The organism is Streptomyces sp. NPDC059255 (assembly GCF_042752355.1).
Classification (GTDB): Bacteria; Actinomycetota; Actinomycetes; order Streptomycetales; family Streptomycetaceae; genus Streptomyces.
Map to the genome: position 1 here is coordinate 1 of NZ_JBHYZP010000033.1, position 17,838 is coordinate 17,838.

The 17,838-nt window shown below is 70.8% G+C and carries 20 protein-coding genes; 5 read left to right on the forward strand and 15 right to left on the reverse strand.

Going from position 1 to position 17,838, the window contains the following annotated elements; all coding sequences use genetic code 11:
- Positions 1 to 90: 90 nt before the first annotated feature.
- The 3 genes from ACFXKG_RS30430 to ACFXKG_RS30440 form a co-directional block, all read right to left on the reverse strand.
- On the reverse strand, positions 91 to 777 hold the full coding sequence (locus ACFXKG_RS30430; RefSeq protein WP_384845888.1) for a hypothetical protein: 687 nt from the start codon (positions 775 to 777) through the stop codon (positions 91 to 93).
- On the reverse strand, positions 777 to 1,334 hold the full coding sequence (locus tag ACFXKG_RS30435; RefSeq protein ID WP_384845890.1) for an RNA polymerase sigma factor: 558 nt from the start codon (positions 1,332 to 1,334) through the stop codon (positions 777 to 779). Before ACFXKG_RS30435 ends, ACFXKG_RS30430 begins: the two co-directional genes overlap by 1 nt.
- Positions 1,335 to 1,822: 488 nt before the next feature.
- The gene (locus tag ACFXKG_RS30440) at positions 1,823 to 2,068 is read right to left on the reverse strand and encodes a hypothetical protein (RefSeq protein ID WP_384845892.1); all 246 of its coding nucleotides are present in this window, start codon (positions 2,066 to 2,068) and stop codon (positions 1,823 to 1,825) included.
- 356 nt (positions 2,069 to 2,424) lie between these two features.
- Between ACFXKG_RS30440 and galE the strand changes: the two genes are divergently transcribed.
- Positions 2,425 to 3,423: a UDP-glucose 4-epimerase GalE gene (galE, locus tag ACFXKG_RS30445; RefSeq protein WP_384845894.1), complete on the forward strand. Its 999-nt coding sequence runs from the start codon at positions 2,425 to 2,427 to the stop codon at positions 3,421 to 3,423.
- Here galE and ACFXKG_RS30450 read toward each other — a convergent pair.
- From ACFXKG_RS30450 to ACFXKG_RS30470, 5 genes are read right to left on the reverse strand one after another with little or no spacing between them, the layout of a single operon-like run.
- Complete coding sequence (locus tag ACFXKG_RS30450) at positions 3,413 to 4,219, reverse strand: alpha/beta hydrolase-fold protein (protein ID WP_384845896.1); 807 nt, start codon at positions 4,217 to 4,219, stop codon at positions 3,413 to 3,415. The two genes, galE and ACFXKG_RS30450, sit on opposite strands and share 11 nt — an antisense overlap.
- Entirely contained in the window at positions 4,194 to 4,973 is a 780-nt protein-coding gene (locus ACFXKG_RS30455; RefSeq protein WP_384845898.1) for a sugar phosphate nucleotidyltransferase, read from the reverse strand. Before ACFXKG_RS30455 ends, ACFXKG_RS30450 begins: the two co-directional genes overlap by 26 nt.
- The gene (locus ACFXKG_RS30460; protein ID WP_384845900.1) at positions 4,970 to 6,040 is read right to left on the reverse strand and encodes a DUF2332 domain-containing protein; all 1,071 of its coding nucleotides are present in this window, start codon (positions 6,038 to 6,040) and stop codon (positions 4,970 to 4,972) included. The genes ACFXKG_RS30455 and ACFXKG_RS30460 overlap by 4 nt, the downstream gene beginning before the upstream one ends.
- 14 nt (positions 6,041 to 6,054) lie before the next feature.
- Positions 6,055 to 7,971: a hypothetical protein gene (locus tag ACFXKG_RS30465; RefSeq protein ID WP_384846118.1), complete on the reverse strand. Its 1,917-nt coding sequence runs from the start codon at positions 7,969 to 7,971 to the stop codon at positions 6,055 to 6,057.
- Between the two features lie 5 nt (positions 7,972 to 7,976).
- The gene (locus ACFXKG_RS30470; RefSeq protein ID WP_384845902.1) at positions 7,977 to 8,882 is read right to left on the reverse strand and encodes a dTDP-4-dehydrorhamnose reductase family protein; all 906 of its coding nucleotides are present in this window, start codon (positions 8,880 to 8,882) and stop codon (positions 7,977 to 7,979) included.
- 400 nt (positions 8,883 to 9,282) lie between these two features.
- Between ACFXKG_RS30470 and ACFXKG_RS30475 the strand changes: the two genes are divergently transcribed.
- Entirely contained in the window at positions 9,283 to 10,608 is a 1,326-nt protein-coding gene (locus ACFXKG_RS30475) for an XRE family transcriptional regulator (RefSeq protein WP_384845904.1), read from the forward strand.
- 136 nt (positions 10,609 to 10,744) lie between these two features.
- Here the strand turns inward: ACFXKG_RS30475 and ACFXKG_RS30480 are convergent, their stop codons facing one another.
- Entirely contained in the window at positions 10,745 to 11,206 is a 462-nt protein-coding gene (locus tag ACFXKG_RS30480; RefSeq protein WP_384845906.1) for a hypothetical protein, read from the reverse strand.
- Between the two features lie 78 nt (positions 11,207 to 11,284).
- Here ACFXKG_RS30480 and ACFXKG_RS30485 point away from each other — a divergent pair, with 78 nt between their 5' ends.
- On the forward strand, positions 11,285 to 11,533 hold the full coding sequence (locus ACFXKG_RS30485; protein WP_384845908.1) for a hypothetical protein: 249 nt from the start codon (positions 11,285 to 11,287) through the stop codon (positions 11,531 to 11,533).
- Here ACFXKG_RS30485 and ACFXKG_RS30490 read toward each other — a convergent pair.
- The 5 genes from ACFXKG_RS30490 to ACFXKG_RS30510 form a co-directional block, all read right to left on the reverse strand.
- The gene (locus ACFXKG_RS30490; protein ID WP_384845910.1) at positions 11,524 to 11,772 is read right to left on the reverse strand and encodes a hypothetical protein; all 249 of its coding nucleotides are present in this window, start codon (positions 11,770 to 11,772) and stop codon (positions 11,524 to 11,526) included. The genes ACFXKG_RS30485 and ACFXKG_RS30490 overlap by 10 nt on opposite strands.
- The gene (locus ACFXKG_RS30495) at positions 11,769 to 12,044 is read right to left on the reverse strand and encodes a hypothetical protein (RefSeq protein WP_384845912.1); all 276 of its coding nucleotides are present in this window, start codon (positions 12,042 to 12,044) and stop codon (positions 11,769 to 11,771) included. Before ACFXKG_RS30495 ends, ACFXKG_RS30490 begins: the two co-directional genes overlap by 4 nt.
- Positions 12,045 to 12,100: 56 nt before the next feature.
- On the reverse strand, positions 12,101 to 12,397 hold the full coding sequence (locus ACFXKG_RS30500) for a hypothetical protein (RefSeq protein ID WP_384845914.1): 297 nt from the start codon (positions 12,395 to 12,397) through the stop codon (positions 12,101 to 12,103).
- Between the two features lie 1,426 nt (positions 12,398 to 13,823).
- A complete protein-coding gene (locus tag ACFXKG_RS30505; RefSeq protein ID WP_384845916.1) occupies positions 13,824 to 14,609 on the reverse strand; it encodes a hypothetical protein in 786 nt (261 codons plus the stop codon).
- Between the two features lie 95 nt (positions 14,610 to 14,704).
- Positions 14,705 to 14,929, reverse strand: a complete 225-nt coding sequence (locus tag ACFXKG_RS30510) for a hypothetical protein (protein WP_384845918.1) — start codon at positions 14,927 to 14,929, stop codon at positions 14,705 to 14,707.
- Between the two features lie 127 nt (positions 14,930 to 15,056).
- Here ACFXKG_RS30510 and ACFXKG_RS30515 point away from each other — a divergent pair, with 127 nt between their 5' ends.
- Together ACFXKG_RS30515 and ACFXKG_RS30520 are read left to right on the forward strand one after the other, a co-directional pair.
- A complete protein-coding gene (locus ACFXKG_RS30515; RefSeq protein WP_384845920.1) occupies positions 15,057 to 15,458 on the forward strand; it encodes a DUF4357 domain-containing protein in 402 nt (133 codons plus the stop codon).
- 80 nt (positions 15,459 to 15,538) lie between these two features.
- Positions 15,539 to 17,395 carry a zeta toxin family protein gene (locus ACFXKG_RS30520; RefSeq protein ID WP_384845922.1) on the forward strand — a complete coding sequence of 619 codons (1,857 nt, stop codon included), beginning with the start codon at positions 15,539 to 15,541 and terminating at the stop codon, positions 17,393 to 17,395.
- On the opposite strand, the gene ACFXKG_RS30525 is transcribed toward ACFXKG_RS30520, so the two are convergent.
- Complete coding sequence (locus ACFXKG_RS30525; protein WP_384845924.1) at positions 17,368 to 17,709, reverse strand: hypothetical protein; 342 nt, start codon at positions 17,707 to 17,709, stop codon at positions 17,368 to 17,370. The genes ACFXKG_RS30520 and ACFXKG_RS30525 overlap by 28 nt on opposite strands.
- Positions 17,710 to 17,838 lie beyond the last annotated feature (129 nt).

The window sequence follows — 17,838 nt, forward strand, 5'->3', positions numbered from 1 at the left end:
GGGTGGGGGGGGGGGGGGTGGGCCCGGTGTAGCGGCGCGTGGGGGGGGCGCCGCCTTGAGGGGCGGCGACGCCTCACGGCCTCGGTCCGGTCAGTGGTTGACGAGCTCCGCGGGGAGCTGGTCGAACGTCATGAACTCGCGTAGCTGGGTGCCCCAGGGGGCCTGGTGGGCGAATCCCTGGGCGATACGGGTGCTGGTCTGGGAGGGCTGGGGGAGGTTCAGGGCGGAGTAGCCGAGCATGCCCGCGAAGGCGCGCCACACCCGGGCGTCGGGTACCGATCCGACCGCGGCGTGGTACGCGGCGAGCAGGTGGGCGGCGAGCGGGTCGCCGGCCCCGGCGGCGAAGCGCCACCAGTACAGGGCGCTCTCGCGGCGGTCGATCGTGTAGAGCAGGCACGCGAAGGTACGGGCGCCCGCCTGGTCGTAGTCCGTGTCGAAGGCCGTCAGCGCGTGCACGTCGTCCGAGCGCAGCACGGTGTCGCATAGCTGGCGGACATGGGCGAGGACCGCGCTGGGATGAGCGCTCGCGTCGCTGGTGACGATCGGGGTGGGACGCCGGCGCGGTTGCCGCCGGTATCGCGGGTGGGTGGAGCGCTGAGGCTGTGCGGTGAACGACGGTGGCGGTGCCGCCGGGCCGGACTCGCTGCGCACCCTGGGAGGGCGGGCCGCGTCCTGGGCGATACGGGTGGCCAGGCGGCTCATGAAGTCACCCGTGTCGTGGGTGCCGAGCATGTCGTGCAGGACCTGCGCTTCTGCGCGCAGGGTTTCTTCGAGCATCAGGAATCCCCTTCCTCGGTGAGATCCATGAAAGCCTGGAGTTTCTTCACTCCGAGATGAACGTTCGTTTTGGCCGCACCTTTGGTGATGTTGAGGTATTCGCCGATTTCTTCGAAACTCATGTCGGCGAGGTAGCGCAGCTGGACGCACTGGGCCTGCGTGGGGGCGCATTCGCCGAGGCTGGCCAGCGCCCGGTCGAGCCGGTCGTAGCCGCGCAGGGCGAGGATGTCGTCGACGGTCGGGATGTCGGTGTAGACAGGGTCCGCGACGGGGACCTCGTAGCCGGTACGGCGGGCGCGGGACCGGTAGAAGTCGATGATTGCCATGTTGACAATGCGGAAGGCGAGGGCCGCCGGGTTGGGGTGGGCCTTGATGCGGGGCCACTTACGGTGCATTTTTATGGCGGCGTCCATCAGCGCCTCGTCGGCGTCGTGCATGTTGCGGAGCTTGCTCATGGCGATACGCATGTATTCGCCTTTGTGTTCTGTGAAGAAGTCGGAGAATTCCCTGTCCAGCCCGGCTGGCCGCGTCAGGTCCTGCTCAGGGGAGTCGGTCACGACTGCGCCCCCTCGATCGGGGGACGGGCGAGCGCGGCGGCCCGGTCCGGCCCGCACGGAAGAACATGTCGCGGAGCCTGCGGCTGCTCGCGGACGGTACGGCGAGCGGTGGAACCGAAACCCGTCTCGGTCGTCCGGCAGGCGCCGGCTCGCGCCGGTGTGTGCCAGGCCCTGTGGAACCCCACGGACCCTCCTCGTTCCAAGTAGGTTCCCGGCGGGCTTCGTTGCGCGCCAGGTGCGCTGCGTTCTCACCCCTACACCGAGCAGGAACCCCGCCGGGGTTAACTCTGAGACATCCGTTCTTCGCGGAATGTGATCATCCAAACGTCCGCACGGTGCGTGACCTGCGATATCGAATCTGTGACGTGACCTTCATCACGCGTTCGGGAGAGAGGTCGTATAAATCTGGTCAACCACACCCGCATCACCCGTCACGCACACCCGTCGGCCAGCACCGCGCCGCCATACCCGCAACGAGACCTGCCGGGTCACGGCGGCGCCGTACACGCCGATGTGCGGGGACGGCCCAGCGGCCGGACGATGACAGGAGAGGTGATCTGCATGAGCAGGAACAGCAGAAGCGGCAGCGCGAAGAGCGGCGGAAGCAAGCACACCCCGATGACTCCGAAGGCCGCCTCGCGGGTCCAGTCCACAGTGAGTAAGAACGCGTCGAGCCGGTCCGCGAAGACGGGCTTCGGGCCACGGGCCCAGTCGTCCGGCGCGCGGAACGACAACGGGAAGCACGGCTCCTGACGTCACGTACGGATGAGTAGGAGACACGCGGAGCGAGCCCCGGACCGCGGATGGTCCGGGGCTCGCGGCTGTTCGGGGCGCGGCCTCTACAGCTGGAACTTCAGGTACGCACACCGCCTGGTCCAGGTGGGTCCGGCGGTGAAACGGCGAGCCTCCGAACGCGCGAGCGGGGACTCGGGGCGTACCTCTCGATCAGGCTCAGCGAGTCCGTGGTGAGTCCGGTAGCGCCCGAGACGCGTGAGCATCCGTCAAACAGCTTGCGCAATCTCGGGGTTGGTACGCCGCTAGCCTTGTCGTTCGGTTGCCTACTGGGTCGTACGAGGCCGGGAAGAGAATCATGGTGTCTGTTCTTATCGCCGGGGGAGCCGGTTACATCGGGAGCACCGTCGCGTCGGCCTGTCTGGACGCGGGCATCACTCCGGTGATCCTGGACAACCTCGTACGGGGCCGTCGGGAGTTCACCGATGGGCGGATCTTCTACGAGGGTGACATCTCGGACGGGGCCCTCGTCGACCGGATCTTCGCCGAGCACCCGGATATTTCCGCCGTGGTGCACTGTGCGGCGCTGATCGTGGTTCCGGAGTCGGTTGCGGACCCGATGGGCTACTACGAGGCGAACGTCGCCAAGAGCCTCGCGTTCGTCGGGCATCTTCACCGCAACGGCTGTGACCGTCTCATCTTCAGCAGTTCAGGCTCCATCTACCGGGCCGAGGACGGCTCCCCCGTCACCGAGGAGTCGCCGCTGGCGCCGCAGAGCCCCTACGCGCGGACGAAGGCGGTGTGTGAGGAGATGTTCGCCGACATCGCCGCGGCCGGGGCGATGCGGGTGCTGTCGCTGCGGTACTTCAATCCGGTCGGCTCCGATCCTCTGCTGCGTACGGGGCTCCAGCTCAAGAGGCCCAGCCACGCCCTGGGGAAGCTGATCCAGGCGCACCAGGAGGGCACGGCGTTCCCGGTGACCGGGGTGAACTACCCGACCCGTGACGGGTCGGGGATCCGGGACTACGTGCATGTCTGGGATCTCGCGGCGGCTCACATCGCGGCGGTCGACCGGTTCGACTCCGTTCTCACCGAGTCGAACCGGTCGGTCGCGATCAATTTGGGCACGGGTTCCGGCACCACCGTCCGGGAGCTGTGCGCGGCGTTCAACAACGTGGTGAGCGCGCCCTTGGCGACGGTCGACGCCGATCCGCGTCCCGGTGACGTCGCCGGCGGTTACACCCGCAGCGACCGGGCCGAGAAGCTGCTGGGGTGGACACCGAAGCTGTCCCTGGAGGAGGGCATCCGGTCCGCTCTGGACTGGATCCCGGTACGTGACGGGATGCTCAAGGACTGAGCCCCTCCCTCTTCCCGCCTTCACCTCTCGCCGGGCCGTGGTGGAGGCGGGTTTCGAGGGTGAGGAGGTGCCGCATGGCCGGAGCGAGCCATGCGGCGTCCCACCGGTGGTCGGCCGGAGCGTCCCGGTAGGCGTGGTGGGGAATGCCGAGCGAGTCGAGGAGACGGTGGCCGGCCGTCCAGTCGGCTTCCAGCGTGCCGATGCCCCCGAGCGCGATCCGGCAGGCCGCGCGCAGGGCCCCTCCGTGGCGGCGCAGGTTGAGCCGTACGTCGTATTCGTCGAGCCGTCCGGTGCTGCCGGCGGCGTCGGCGAGCTGCGGGTGGGGTGGCCGGTCGCTGAGGAGCGAGGGATCCCAGACGCTGGCGGCGGCGAAGAGGGCGGGGTGTCGTGTCAGCAGGTTGAGGGCTGCGAAGCCTCCCTTGCTGAACCCCAGCAGATGCACCGGCAGCCGGGCCGCCTGCGCGTCGAGCAGGGCGAGGACGGTGGGCACGACCACGCGGACCAGGTGGTCCTCCTGCCGCCGGTCGGTCCGGGTCGCGTGGTTGACCAGCCACGGCGATGCGCTGAAGGTCGGCGCGGCGAAAACGGTCCCCGCACGCAGAGCGGCGGGGAGCCGGCCGATTTCGGCGAGGGCGTGGCCGTACTTGTGCCCGTCGCCTTTCTCGACGGGCAGGGCGAGCACGATCCTGCGCGCGGGCTGCTCGGGCAGGATCACGGTGACCTGGGTGCCGGGCTCCTGGAACGGGCTCTCCAGCGGGACGGCGGTGCGTTCAGGCGGGGAGGGTGGCGACGGCATCGGTGTAAGTCTCCCAGTTGTCGCAGTTGAAGCGGAATTCGTCCGGCAGGAGAGGCAGTGCCCTGAGGCTGTGGCCTGTGCTGATCCAGTGCCGGACGGCGTCGATGAGGTACAGCTCCCCGCCCGGGCGCGGCGGGCATGCGCGCAGGGCGGGGAAGGCGAAGGGCCCGAGGACCCAGCGGGCGGCGCAGGCGTGGACCCAGCGGGCGCGGGTGTGGTCCAGGAGGTGGCTGCCGAAGTCGACGGCGCCCGGGCCGGGAGCCGTTGTGGGCGGGGTGGCCGCGCCCAGGAGGGTTTCGTGCGGGGGGATGCTGTCCGCGGGGAACAGCTGAGTCAGGACGGAGCACGGCGCCGCGGCGCTGCCGTGGACCAGGCGTCTGAGCGGCGTTTCGCCGCCGGTGGCCGAGCGGATCAGGTTGTCGCCGAAGGCGAGGACGAACGGCTCCCCCTGGGTCCAGGTTTCGGCGGTGAGGACCGGAGCGCCGGGGCCGGCGCCGTTGTCCTGGACGCGGTAGGAGAAGTCCATCCCGTACGCGGTGCCGCTGCCGAAGTAGGCGGGGATCTGGGTCTTGTGCGCGGGGATCACGAAGAGGACGTCGGTGATCGCGGCTGCCTGGAGTTCGTGGACGAGGTGTTCGAGGATCGGTGTCCGTGCGACGGGCAGCATCTCTTTGGGGATGATGCGGGTGATCGGGGCCATCTTGGTTCCTGCTCCACCGGCGGCCACGACCGCCCTGCTGATCGTGCGGGTCATGGGGTCCTCCCCGTGGGCCGGGCGCTCGGGTCGGTGAGCCAGTGGAGCCAGGTGCCGTAGACGTCGCAGTGGGCCACGACGTCGCAGCGGCTCACACCCCCGTCGTGGGTGGCCATGATCATGCGGGGGGTGTCGTGGCCGAAGTGGCCGATGGAGATTTCGTGGATCGGGCGGTGCCGGCTCAGTTCGGAGAGGGTGGCGGTGAGGCGGTCCCGGCCGCCGGGGGAACCGAAGATCTGGTAAATCGACCAGGAGAAGACGAGGCACAGGTGCTGGCCGGGCGGGGTCTGGGTGACGACGTCGGCGAGGTGGTCCTGAGCCCGGCCGGCCAGGATCGTCGGCGGGGTGCGCGCGGCGAGGGCCAGGGCACGGTTGAGGGTGTTCTTGCGGGTGGGCTGCTCCGGCCAGGTGAGGCTGAGCAGCCACTGGGTGGCCGCGGGGTCGGTGACGTCGACCGGGCTGGGCTCGATCCCGACCGGCCGGGCGAACCGCGTGGTGTCGAGGGACAGGGGCGGTGTTCCGCCCTTGATCTCGCAGGACAGGACCGTGTCCGGATCGCTGGCGGGCAGGGTGATCCGGTGTCCTGCGTAGTCGTAGGTGTAGCGGTCCCAGAGCAGGTTCAGTCCGGCGCTGGCGCCCACGTCCACGATCCTGACGGGGCGTTCGTCCAGCTGGCGCTGGAGCGTGGCGAAGGCGGGCAGGAGGACGGCGCAGCGGTTGACCTCGTTGGTCTGGACGGAGCGGGTCGAGATGATCCGGGTGATCTGTCCGGCGTGGCGTCGGCAGAAGTCGGTGAGCAGGATGTCGGCGCGGGCCGCGGTCAGGGTCTCGTGGCCGGTGAAGTACGTGGACAGCGGGTGGGGGACGCTGCGGCGCACGAGGTGGTGGATGGCCCCGAGCAGCAGGTTGGGGGCCGGTTGTCCCGGCCGGGCGCGGGCGGCGAGGTCGAGGAGCTCGGGCGTACGGGCGACGGTGCGCGAGAGGGTCTCGTACAGCGGGGAGGTGCCTGCGGCCTGCTGGGCGGCGAACTTCTCGAAGGTGCCGGCGAGCTGGGTGTGTCCGGTCATCGGCGGGGTGCTCCTCAGATGATCGTGTAGCCGGATTCGGTGAGCTGCTGGACGGCGCCGAGGCTCTTTCCGCGGCGGCTCCACCACTTGGCGGCCTCGGCGGTCAGGGCGGCCTGGGTGGTGGCGATGACGGCCGCGACCTGGTCGCGGGGGACGACCACGGTGCCGTCCTCGTCACCGACCACGACGTCCCCGGGGCTGATGAGGACGCCGTCGATGTCCACGGGAACGTTGACCGCGCCCTCCTGGCGGCCGGCGGGGTAGTCGTAGTTGAGCGGGGTGGTGCCGCGGGCGACCGTCGGGAAGGCGATGCGGCGCAGTTCGGCGGTGTCGCGGACCATGCCGTCGACCAGGACGCCGGTGATGCCCCGGCTGTGCATGTGCGCGGCGGTCACGCCCCCGAAGCAGGACCGTTCCTTGCCGCCGCCGGCCGCGACCACCACGATGTCGCCGGGCTGCGCGAGGTCGATGGCGGCGCGGCGCACGGTCACGTCCGGGCCGAGCGCGGTGACGGCGCTGCCGCACAGGATCAGGCCGGGGGTCTGCAGGCGCAGGCAGTGCGAGAGGGCGCCGGTCTTGCCCAGGGCGTCCACGATCGAGGCGACCGGGAGGCGGGACAAGGCGGCGATCTCACCCCGGGCGGGCCGGAGGAACTCGGTGTGGATCTCGCGTGCAGGCATGGTGGGGCCTTTCGTCCGGAGGGAGTTCGGAGTGGTGGAGAGTTCTCGCAGCGGCGCCAGGTCCTGCGCCATCAGGTCGTCGGGCGACAGCCCGGTGGCTGCTGGACGGCTGGGCTGCGCGGCGAGCGCGGCGCGGGTGGTCCGGCAGACCAGATGGGCGACCGACTGCACCAGAGCCGCCAGCGTGAAGTGACCAGCGGACGGCAGCACGAGGCGCGCGAGGCGGCGGTCTGGCCCGGCGGCCGGGCGGGCGGGACCGTGCGGGTGGAGGAGGAACAGCCGGGTGCCGGCCGCCGTGGCGGCGCTGACGGCTTCCCGGGTCGTGCGGCTGTCCCGGTCGTAGGACAGGAGGAAGACGACGTCGTGCGGGGAGGCGCTGCCCAGCTGGTGGCGGACGCCGTGCGCGGGGTCGGGGTGGTCGTTGTAGATCGCGCTCATGTCCGCGAGCGACGGATCACCGATGACGACCGGCGGCCGTACGCCCTCGACACCGAGCGGGGCGTCCCAGTTCAGGTTGTGGGCGAAGTGCTCGCCGGCGAGAGCCAGGGGCCCGCCGTCGGGGCACAGTACGTAGATATGGCGCCTGCCGCGGATCGCGTCGGCGACCGCCTCGGTGGCCTCCTCGAGGAAGCCCGCCAGCAGGACGGTGTCCACCGCGTGCAGGGTGTCCAGGTACCGCCCCCACCGGGTGGGCAGCGGCACCTCGTGCGGGTCGGGCACGGTGGCGGCCGCCAGGGTCAGCACGGCCAGCATGGCGTCCTCGCTGACCTGCTGGTCGGTGGTCCCCGTCGCCCAGACCATGCCGTCCACCAGCGCCATCTGGGTCCCGTCCCCGCCCACCAGCGCCAGCACCGGCACCGGTGGCCGGCCGGCCCCGCAGAGCCGCACGGCCTCCCGGACACTTTCGGACCGGCCGCTGACGCTGGCCACGACGACCAGGCCCGTCCGGTCAAGGTCCCTGCCCAGCGACCGGGCGAAGACCGTGCCGTAGCCATGGCGCTGAGCGCCGTAGGCCAGGGCCGCCGGGCTCATCATCGAGTCGTCGACCGCCTGCCCGGCGTGCTGGTGGAGCTGGAGAAGGGCGGACCGGACGATCGCCGAGGAGCCGCCGTTGCCGAACGCGCGGACCCTGCCCCCGCCGCCGGTGGCCTTCGTCAGCAGCTCGACGGCCTGGGCACCACCGGTGAGCATGCGCCGGACAGCGGCGGCCACCTCCGTCACATACGCGCGGGCGAAATCCTCGTACACCATGGACGTCACGCCCCCTCCCGGCTCGCGGCGGGCCGGGCGAGGAGCCAGGGCTCCACCACGGGCGGGAACTCCTCGCTGAACAGCCGGCGCCGGACCGGCCCCAGAACCTCGGGCAGACCCTGGCAGTCGAGGCGGCAGTCAACCGGCCGCTCCCCAGCTGCATCCGTCGCCCCGGCCCGTATGCGAGCGGACAGCCCGAACCTGCGCGCGATCAGCACACCCATCCGATACTTCGTAAAGCCCTGCTCCGCACTCCAGTGGACAACCGGCCCCAGCCGCCGCCCCTCCACCAGGGCCCCGGCGAGCCGGCGGCACACCTCGGCAGCCTCGTCCACGTGCGTCGGGTAGCGGACACACACATCGTCCAGCTCGACCGGGCCCCCCGCGCCCAGTCGGCGGGCGATCTCGGTCAGGTTCGTCTCGCCGGCGAACTGCACGGGACCGTAGAGCACGGGCAGCCGCAGGATCACCGCCCCCGGGCACGCGGCACGCACCGCCTGCTCGGCACGAAGTTTCCACCGGCCGTAGGCGTTCAGCGGATTCGGCAGGCTTCCCGGCCGGTAGGGCGCCGCCGTCCCGTCGAACACATAGTCGCTGGAGAGATGCAGAAGCCGGGCTCCGCACCGGGCCGCGCCCTCCGCGATCAGCCGGGCCGCCTCCACGTTCCTGCCCCGGGCGTCGCCGGGAGAGGCCGCCCACACATCAGGCCGGCGCTCCCCCACACAGTTGACGACGACATCCGGCCCATCCCGCCCGAGCAGACGCCCCACCCCGGCAGCGGACGTGGCGTCGACCCGGACCAGCCCACCGGCGGTCCGGCTCAACCCGGTACCCGTCACGGCCACATCGCCGAAGGCATGCAGCACGCTGCGCCCGAGCAGCCCGGAAGCGCCGAAGATCACTGCTCGCATAACCCGCCCCCACATGGTTCCGCAGGGCGCGACGGCCGGACGGCAGCGACTCCGTACCCGGCCTCGGTCACGTACGCCTTCCCACGGCGGAAAACAGCGCGCTGGGACACAGGAATCTCCTTCTCTCCGGGGAAAGTTCGGCACTCGCCGGACGGACCGCCCGCGCTCCGCGGGGGTCCGCGGCCCGGCCGCCCGGGGCTGCCGGGCGTCTCGCCGTGCGACAGGCAACCGCATCAGGGCCGCGGGGAGACAGAGGTGTACGGGGTGGACCGGGTGGATCCACCACGTGCGGTGGATCCACCCCAACCGGTGTACGTACACCAGCTGGGGCCCTTCCGGGTCTGCCGCAGCCCGGAGCCCGGTGCTACCGTCCGCCCACGGCCGTCCAGAGAGGGACGCGATGGAGGAGTTCATCGGGGCCACGGACAACCCGCTGGCCACGCTTCTGCGCCGCATCAAGATGCGGCCGCCACAGCTCATCGCACGGGTCAACGAACGCCGCCGGCGCCGAGGCTCCCAGCCCCTGGACCCCAAGAGCGTCTACGCCTGGATCCGGTCCCGTCCCGCGCACCCGACCCTGGAGAACCGGCTCGACGTGCTCGCCGTCCTCGCCGAGCGCGCCGGACGACGCGTCACCGCCGACGAACTCGGATGGACACCGACCACCGGCGCCCGGCCCTCGCGCCGGTGCATCGACGCTCCGGGCGACGCCTCGGCCGGCGACTTACTCCGCGAGATCAGCCAAGGAGGAAACATCATGGACCGCCGTACCCTGCTCATGCTCGCCGGGACCGCAGCCACCGCCCCGGCACTCGCCCTCCTCGTCGCCGACCGCGGCCCCCTCCAGGCAGCACAGAACGGCGAACGTCTCCCCGACCGGCTCGTCACCGGCATCGAGAACGCCATACGCGACCTGCGCCACCTGGACGACACCGACGGCAGCACGACCGGACTCGTGTGGGCCGGGGGATTGTGGCAGAACGTCAGCCGCGTCATCACCAACGCCACCGGCGCCGGGCACGGAACCCCCGCCGGCCGACGCCTGCACCGCGCCTACATCGAACTGTGCGAACAGTACGGCTGGATGCTGTTCGACGCCGACCGCCACCCCCAGGCCCAACGCGTCTACCAGACCGGCATGACCCTCGCACGGGAAACCGACCCCACCCCCGACATCCAGCACGCCACGGCCAACCTCCTGGCCAGCGCCGCCTACCAGGCATCCTGGCTCAACCAGAACGCCGAAGCGAAAACCTTCCTCGACATCGCCGAACGCCTCCCCGACCAGCCCCCGCCCCGGCTGAGCGCGGTCATCGCCCAGCGAGCCGTCTTCGCCGCCGGCCGCCGCCGCGACACCGACGCCCTGCGACGCGCCCGCGATACCGCCCACGACCAGCTGGAGCGCGCGGGCAACGACGATCCCTGGTGGTCGGCGTGGCTGTCCCACCGCGCGGTCGACTCCGCGACCGGACGCGCCTGGCTCGCCGCCCAGGCCCCCGACGCCGCAGAGCCCTACCTCACCCAGTCCCTCGCGGCCGTGGACGACGCCGGCCTCTACCCACGCGACCACATGCTTGCCGTCCTCGACCTCGCAGACACCCACCGCCTGCGCGGCGACCGCACCGCCGCCCTCGACCTCACCCGCCAAGCCGCCGGCCTGTCCGAACACGTCGAATCCCCCCGCGCCCGAATCCGCCTCCGCGAGATCACCCACGCACTCAACTGAGTCATGGCCAGGGCACTGGGCTTTCAGGCTGCCCGGATCTACAGCGAGCTGGTGCAGCGATCCGCTGACGGGCGGTCCAGCATGCCGGAAGTCCGTGCGTTCCTCGCTTGAGCTGCCGAGCCTGGGCTGCCGTACTTCAGGTGTCTCCGTGCTCCGGAAAGCGACCGGGCTCAGCCACTTCGACCGCACCTACCTCGACCGCTCGGCAGATCGAGTGTTTCATCGCGAGGACGCCCCACTCCGGGGAGTCCGCGTACGGGCGCCACCCGTGGCCGCAACTCGAGCAGACCATGTCCGCAGGGTGCCCCCATCGTCCCCAGATCTGGAGCTCCTGGCACTGGCAGGCCGGGCAGGCCAGGATTTCCGTGGTCGTCTCTGCCGCGCGGTCCTCCGCCGTCACCCGCACGTTGTTCCGCTCGCGAGCAGCGTGGATCTCCCGCAGGGTGCGGTTGTGGTGCGGGATCCGGATCTCGCCCGCGGGGATCTGCCACGTGGCGTCCAGGTCCACCCCCGCGGGCGGAGCGGGATGGGACCAGGGAGTCACAACCAGCGCCGAAATCCGGGCTAGCGGGCTGTCGTCAGGGTCATCAGCGGTCATGACACCGACTGTAGGCCGACCTGCGTTTCCCGCGCTGCCCCTCGTCGCACCGCGGAGCCCGGGGCGTACGATCCGCCCGTGGCGAAAGAGAAGAGACCCGAGGTTCCCGACCGTCTGATACAGCTCCAGCGCGTGTCGAACGCGGCGCGCCGGGCGGCGACGCGGGAGGCGTACACCCCGGAGGGCTGGCGGCCGTGGCGGGATGCGGCAGACGAGGTGCAGCTGGCCGTCACCGAGCATGCGGCGGAGGCCCGGGTGTCGCGGTACGAGCTGGAGATGGAGACGAAGCGGCTCGCCCGGCAGGCCGACGACGCGAGTCACACGTAGACGACGCGGACGACGGTCACCACCAGGACGTCCTGGCTGACGTAGTAGCGGATGACCGCGCCGGCGACCACGGCCTGGCGCCGGTCGTCGTCCTTGTCGATCGGCGCGGAATCCAGACCGTACGGGGCGGCGGCCAGGCGCTGCATCCCGGCGTCGAAGGCGGCCCGGAGCGCGGGCGGCATGGCGTGGCGGGCCTGGTCGGCGGGTGGGGCGTACTGGAGGCGGTAGCGACGGCTCACGCCACCTCCGAGCCGGGAGCGGCCGCCTCGGTCGCGCCGATGTCCTCGCCGCGGGCGAGGCGCTCGAAGAGGGCGTCGTCCTCCTCGATGGCGCCGGTGCCGGCGAGTGCCCAGCGCACGAGGGCGGCGGGGAGGTCGGCGGCGGGGAGGTGCTCGATCTCGCGGTCGAACTCGGCCGCCAGCTCGGTGTCCATGGTGGCGCGGATGGCCGCGATGGTGCCGGGCAGCTCCACGAGCCGGCCCGCGACGACGGTCTTGAGGGTGGCGTCCACGGTGGCCCTCCTTCCTCCCCCGTACGGTACGCGCGCCCGCGGCGCAGGTGCGGGGTTCACGGCGTACGGTTTTCCGCCGCGGCGTTGCCGCCGTCGCCGTCCAGGCGGTGCAGCGCGTGAACGCGTTCGTCGGGATGGCGTGCGAGGCGGGCCAGCTTCCACGCGGTATCGGCGTCCATGCCCGGCCCGAACGATGCCGCCAGCCGACGGGCCTGCCAGCTCGTTCCGGGGGCGAGTACCCACCGCCACAGCCAAAGCCGCCTCCCGCGTGCCCTGGCCGTCCCGCCGGTGCGGGGCTTCGCCCCGCCGTTCGCGGCGGGTCGTTCGGGGCTGCTCTCTCTGGTGTCGGCCACGGCGCGAGTCTCACGGCCGACCCCGACCACGCGGGCACGATCAGGCAGGAGCCACCACAACGAGTGAGTAGATGCCGCACTTGTCAGCGAACTCCGTACAGGCACACCAGGGAGGGAGGAACACGGCTGGCGACGCGATGCTGCGCATCCTCAATGGTCACCAAGCCGTTCTGTAGATATGGACCACACCAGCCAGATGGCCGTGCTTGCGCGCTGCGTCGAAGAACACAACCAGTTGTCGAACCGTGCACGCGAGATCTGGGCTCAGGCGCAGGAGACAAGTCAGAGGATCGGGGCTCTCGTGGGGAAGGCCTTGGAGTCAGGGATCCCTTGGCATGAACTCGGTAGCGTCCTGGAGGCCATGAACGATGCCCTGCCCCCGCCGGGACTCGCCCCGGGGCGGCAATCGGATGGCGAGGTCCGAGCTGAGCCGATTTCGTCCACCGGCAACGGACCGGTCGTCCCTTCGCCGGCACGAGAGGCTGCGCAGCAGTATCAGGCTGCAGACGACCGTGGGGAGGACGTTCCGGCGCTCCTCACGCGTGCGTACGCAATCGTTGACTCGGTACGGGAGAAGGAGATGGCGTCGCGGGACCTCGCAGTTGCGCTGGGGTGCAACCCGAATACCATCGGGCCGGATCTGTGCGGGCTGCTGCGTGAAGTAGGGGTTGCCCGGCCCAACAGAGGAAGAATCAACGCTCGATACGGAGAAGACGCGGGAGGGGGGCGCCTTCCCGGTTTCACGGCAGCCTGCCTGAAACAGGCAATCGACGCATACGCCGCGCGGGCCGCATCCCCGGTTCCCTGAGCAGAGCGGACGAGCTGTCGGCCGAGAACCAGCCCGACATCGGCTCCTGGAACAACCACTTGAAGCGCGAGACCTACCGCGCCTCGGCTCGGTGCCACCCCTTCCTCCTCGGCGTACACGGCCAGGCGCTGGCCGGTGATCCCGCTGACGGGGTGACAGCTTCCGTGACCGGGTGCGGTGACGGGATCGGTAGACGGAGGGGGCTCCCGTGGAAGCACGGATGGGGAACGCACTGGTCGGCGCGATGAAGCGCGCGGACTCGCAGGACTGAGGGTGTGCCTCAAGCTTTCGCCAGCTGATCTGGCGCTGTGAGGGGGAGGGCATGTCCCCGCAGTCTTGACGACGACGCAGCCAGGCCCCGGCGGGCGCCGGGGCTTTCGAACACAGGACATACCGGGATGGGGAGAAAAAGAACTCCCGCCCGGATGCGGGCAGGAGCCTTGGTCAGTGGAGTCGGCAGGGGATTTGGTGGAGCCAACGACCCTGCCGTAATGCCTGCACCGTCGTGAGGGAGCTTGGATCACCTCGATCCGCCCGTGCCTCTATATGCGATTGTGGGCCGCCACCGTGGCAGTGCCTGCGACGCTCGTCAAACCGGCAAGTCACCGTCAGATGGCCTCAGGCCGGACAATGAGGCGCGCCGAAGTCCCGGTCGGTAAGTGTCCCCAGCAGAGGCTTCGCAGCGACAGGTCGGGCTCCGGGTTCTCCGCACAGAGGTCCGCGCTCGCTGTCAGGAGTAACCCACACGCCAGGCCACTGCGGGTGGCTATCCGTGACGGGTTCGCCGCACTTCGCGCAGAGCACGGCCGGGACTCCGTGGTAACGCAGTAGGCGGGCAAGTTCGGCGGGCTTCAACTCGGGGACGTGATCGTAGTAGCCGAGCCCCGACATGGTCTGGGAAGTGTTCCACGTGGCGGTGTCGCAGGTGTCCTTCCAGGTGGTGTCCGGGCCGACCTGGTGGAGTAGGCGCCAGCCGAACAAAGGCATGCCTGCCCCATGCGCTTCTGGCTCCTCGCGGAAGGACTGCGGAACAGCAGCGGTGTAGTCGGGACGAACTTCGCGGATCTCAGCTTCTAGGACCGGCCGGACCGCCGTGTGAAGGTCATCGAGGGCAGCGAGCACTCCGGCCTCCAGCAAGTCCCGCTGCTGCTCCTCTGCCTGGTGCCAGGCACACAGCAGGATCGCCTCAAGAACACCGCCGACGAAGACTGCCTGTTCGACGGCCGCGGTGCCGCCGTCGGCCAAGAGGACACGGTGGCGCATCGTCGATCCGTCGATCTCACCTGTCCATTCCACGCGCTCGCCGGCCTGCACAGCCTTCACCGCGTCAGCAGGAGCGGGAAACCGTTCGGCGAGGGCATCGATCACGTCGATACCCTCCTCTGGAGCATCGTCCCAGTCCACCAGTTCCAGGCCTGCGCGCCGGGCCGGAGCGGTCCGAGCTGAGGCTCGCGTCCGGGGCGCCTTGCGATCCTTCTTGCGCTTCTTCGGCATCCTTGTCAGTCCCCTTCACCTTCTTGTGGCCTTTGATCCTTGCAGTCGGCGATGACGCCCCTGCGCCTGACCCGGCAGGCCGACGCGCGCACCTCGCGCTCGGAGACGTTGACGCCGCCGTACACACAGCCGGCCGGGCCGTGCAGATCCCTGGCGGCGTCGCCTCCTCCCGCGGAACCGCGATCTTCACCGGGCTGAAGACGAGACTCGCCGCGCGCCTTGAGCTGCATCAAGGGAGCACAAAGAGAGTTCTCCTTAACCGCTGCGAGGAGAAGATTTGTTATGCTGCTCGTGTCACTGAGAACAGAAGCGAAACTCAGCGATAGGGGCTTCGTACCCCACGACCGAGGAGGCCACATGCCAACACTCAAGATCGAGTTCGACTCCGCCCTCCTCGCGCACCTGACCAGCGCGAGCGGCAACGACACGATTCACGTCACTCTCTCTCTCGGTGGCGCCGAACGGACTGCCGCCGCACCCGCCCCCGTGGTTCCCTACGGACCACTTGCGGAGCTGATGAAGGCAAACCTGCTCGCAGCAGACACCGTCCTGACCTTCCATCAGCGTCGTGCCAACCGGTCGGGCCGGGCGGTGGTCACGAACGAAGGACAGATGATCGTCGACGGTCACGCCTCACCGTTCTCTTCACCATCCAAAGCAGCGGAAGCCGTGACCGGCAACGTCATCAACGGCTGGACGCTGTGGCAGCTCCGCGACGGAAGGACGCTCGATGACCTCCGGAAACTGTTGCAGAAGTAGCAGACAGCGGGAGCGGGCCCTCCTGGCCGATGACGCCGCACACAGACAGAACTGACCGGGCCCCGCCCCCAGGAGAACTGGTGAGAGAGAACGAGGTCGTCCCGGCTCTGCTGCCCGGTGACGAGCACGACGGTGTGCTGGCCCGGCTCATCCTGCCGGCAGGGGTCAAGCACGCGGTCCGTCAGGAGCGGCCGGTCACCGTGTACGTCGCCGGCCAGCCCGGCAGCGGCAAGACCCAGCTCGCCGATCTCCTGCACGCGGTCCTCGACCTGCGCGGCGGCGCGGTCCGGATCGGCAGCGACTTGTACAAGGCCGTGCACCGCCTCTACGCCGGGCTGCTGGCCGAGGACGTCCGTACCGCCGGGGTCAAGGTCCGTTCGGATGTGCGGCGCTGGCAGGCGGCGGTCGAAGCGTACGCCCGCGAGCAGCGGTTCGACGCCGTGGTGGAGACGGCGCTCGCCGACGCCGACGCGTTCCGTACGGCCGCGGCCGCGAGCCGGCGTGTGGGTGGGCGGATCGAGGTGGTGGCGCTCGCCACGGCCGAGGCGCTGAGCCAGCTCGGAGTCCTGGAACGGTTCCTGGCCGACGCGGCGGCGGGCGGCGGGAGGTACGTGTCCTGGGAGAACCACGACGGTTGCGCGAAGCAGCTGCCGCAGACCCTGGCCGTCATCGAGGCCGAGCGGCTGGCCGACCGGATCACGGTCCTGCGCCGCGACGGCCAGCTCCTGTACAGCAACGAACTCGTCGACGGCGCCTGGCGGCGGCCGCCGGGCGCGGCGGCGGCAGTGACCGGCGGGCGGGCGCGGCCGTGGACCGCACGCCAGACGGCCCTGTTCCACCGGGACCTGGCCCGTACCGACCGCCGGGTGCACGGCGACGGGCTCTGCGAGGACCGGCGTCTGGCCGTCCAGCGGGACGCGGCGCGCGCCGCCGCCCTCGCGGAGCCGGTGCGGCGGATCGCGCAGGCCCGCAGCACTCCGCCCGGCGTCGACTACCACCGTCTGTCGGCCGAAGAACACCAGTGGACGTTCGACGAGCTCATCGTCCCCTCCTACCTGTCCCGCGTCACCGCGCAGGAACGGCCCGTGGTCACCTACGTGCTGGGACAGCCGGGCGCGGGGAAGTGGCGGGCGACGAACCTGGTGAAGCGCGCGCTGAGCGGCCGCGGGGTGACCCGGCTCTCCGGCGACGACTTCAAGGCGCTGCACCCGGACTACCTGCAGCTCCTCATCGACGACCCGCGCGGCGCCGGAGCGGCGATCCGCACCGACTACCGGGCCTGGATGGCCCAGGCCGAGGCCTACGTGCGGGCGCGCCGCGGCGACATCCTGATCGAGGGCGCCCCGGGCAGTGTCGAGGAGTTCTGGTCCAGTGCCCGTCCATTCGCGCGGGACGGGCACCGGATCGAGGTGGTCGTCCTGGCGGTGCGGGCCGCGGACAGCCGCCAGGGCACCGCGCACCGCTACGCTCAGGTCACCCGCAGCGGCATGCCGGGCCGCTTCACGTCGCGGGCCGGGCACGACACCTGTTACCGGGCTCTGTCGGAGGTCGTACGGAGCGCGGAGTCGGATCCGGCGGTCACCGCGGTGACGGTGCTGCGGCGGGACTTCCACGCCCTGTTCCGCAACGAACGGGGCGCCGACGGCTCCTGGCGGCGGCCGGCCGGGGCGGCCCTCGCTCTCGTGCGGGAGCGCCACCGGCCCTACACCCTTCCGGAGGCCGCCCGGTTCCTCGCGGTGCACCGGGAGCTGGTGGCCGCCCTGCCGCAGTACCGTGCCGAGTTGAGGGACATCGTTTCCCTCGCCTTCCCGCTGCTGCCCGGCCAGCTCCAGCCACCGCCCCTCGCATGCGCCGGAGCCCCGGCGGGCCTGCCGCCCGTACCCGTACGGCCGCGTGTTGCGGGCCGGGGCTACTCCTCGCTGGTCAGCGCGGCGTAGCGATCCTGGTAGAGGCGGGCGATCCGGTCGGCTTCGTCTGGATCGGCTTCCTCCAGTGCCTGCTGGTCCGCGACGCACTCGAGCAGGCCGTCCATCAGCTCCCGCAGCCGCGCCGCGTCCGTTCCGGTGTAGCGCTCCTGGGTGATCGCGTGCCGGTACCAGCCCATGACCACCATCACCCGCTGCAGCGCCACGTCGTGGGCAGCGCCCTGCCGCCTCTCCTCCGGACGCAGCCGGCCGTGCGTGGCGGGCTCGGAAGCATCGGGTCCGAAGTTACCAGGCTCGGGCTGGGGGGTGTCGGGGTGGTCGTGCACGGGTGGAACCGCCTTGGTTTCGGAGCAAAAGGGCATTGTCCGCCGCGCAGACGGCCCGGCAAAGAACCGCCGTCCCGGCGCGGGCCCTGCGCGGAGCCCGAGTACGGAACGGACAAGCATCCGTGCCCG

Excerpts from the sequence above, each read along its gene's own strand:
- galE (WP_384845894.1), top strand. The coding sequence starts at position 2,425 with ATGGTGTCTGTTCTTATCGCCGGGGGAGCCGGTTACATCGGGAGCACC.
- ACFXKG_RS30430 (WP_384845888.1), bottom strand. The coding sequence starts at position 777 with ATGCTCGAAGAAACCCTGCGCGCAGAAGCGCAGGTCCTGCACGACATG.
- ACFXKG_RS30470 (WP_384845902.1), bottom strand. The coding sequence starts at position 8,882 with ATGCGAGCAGTGATCTTCGGCGCTTCCGGGCTGCTCGGGCGCAGCGTG.
- ACFXKG_RS30510 (WP_384845918.1), bottom strand. The coding sequence starts at position 14,929 with ATGCAGCTCAAGGCGCGCGGCGAGTCTCGTCTTCAGCCCGGTGAAGAT.
- ACFXKG_RS30450 (WP_384845896.1), bottom strand. The coding sequence starts at position 4,219 with ATGCCGTCGCCACCCTCCCCGCCTGAACGCACCGCCGTCCCGCTGGAG.
- ACFXKG_RS30475 (WP_384845904.1), top strand. The coding sequence starts at position 9,283 with ATGGAGGAGTTCATCGGGGCCACGGACAACCCGCTGGCCACGCTTCTG.
- ACFXKG_RS30515 (WP_384845920.1), top strand. The coding sequence starts at position 15,057 with ATGCCAACACTCAAGATCGAGTTCGACTCCGCCCTCCTCGCGCACCTG.
- ACFXKG_RS30480 (WP_384845906.1), bottom strand. The coding sequence starts at position 11,206 with ATGACCGCTGATGACCCTGACGACAGCCCGCTAGCCCGGATTTCGGCG.
- ACFXKG_RS30460 (WP_384845900.1), bottom strand. The coding sequence starts at position 6,040 with ATGACCGGACACACCCAGCTCGCCGGCACCTTCGAGAAGTTCGCCGCC.
- ACFXKG_RS30455 (WP_384845898.1), bottom strand. The coding sequence starts at position 4,973 with ATGACCCGCACGATCAGCAGGGCGGTCGTGGCCGCCGGTGGAGCAGGA.
- ACFXKG_RS30465 (WP_384846118.1), bottom strand. The coding sequence starts at position 7,971 with ATGGTGTACGAGGATTTCGCCCGCGCGTATGTGACGGAGGTGGCCGCC.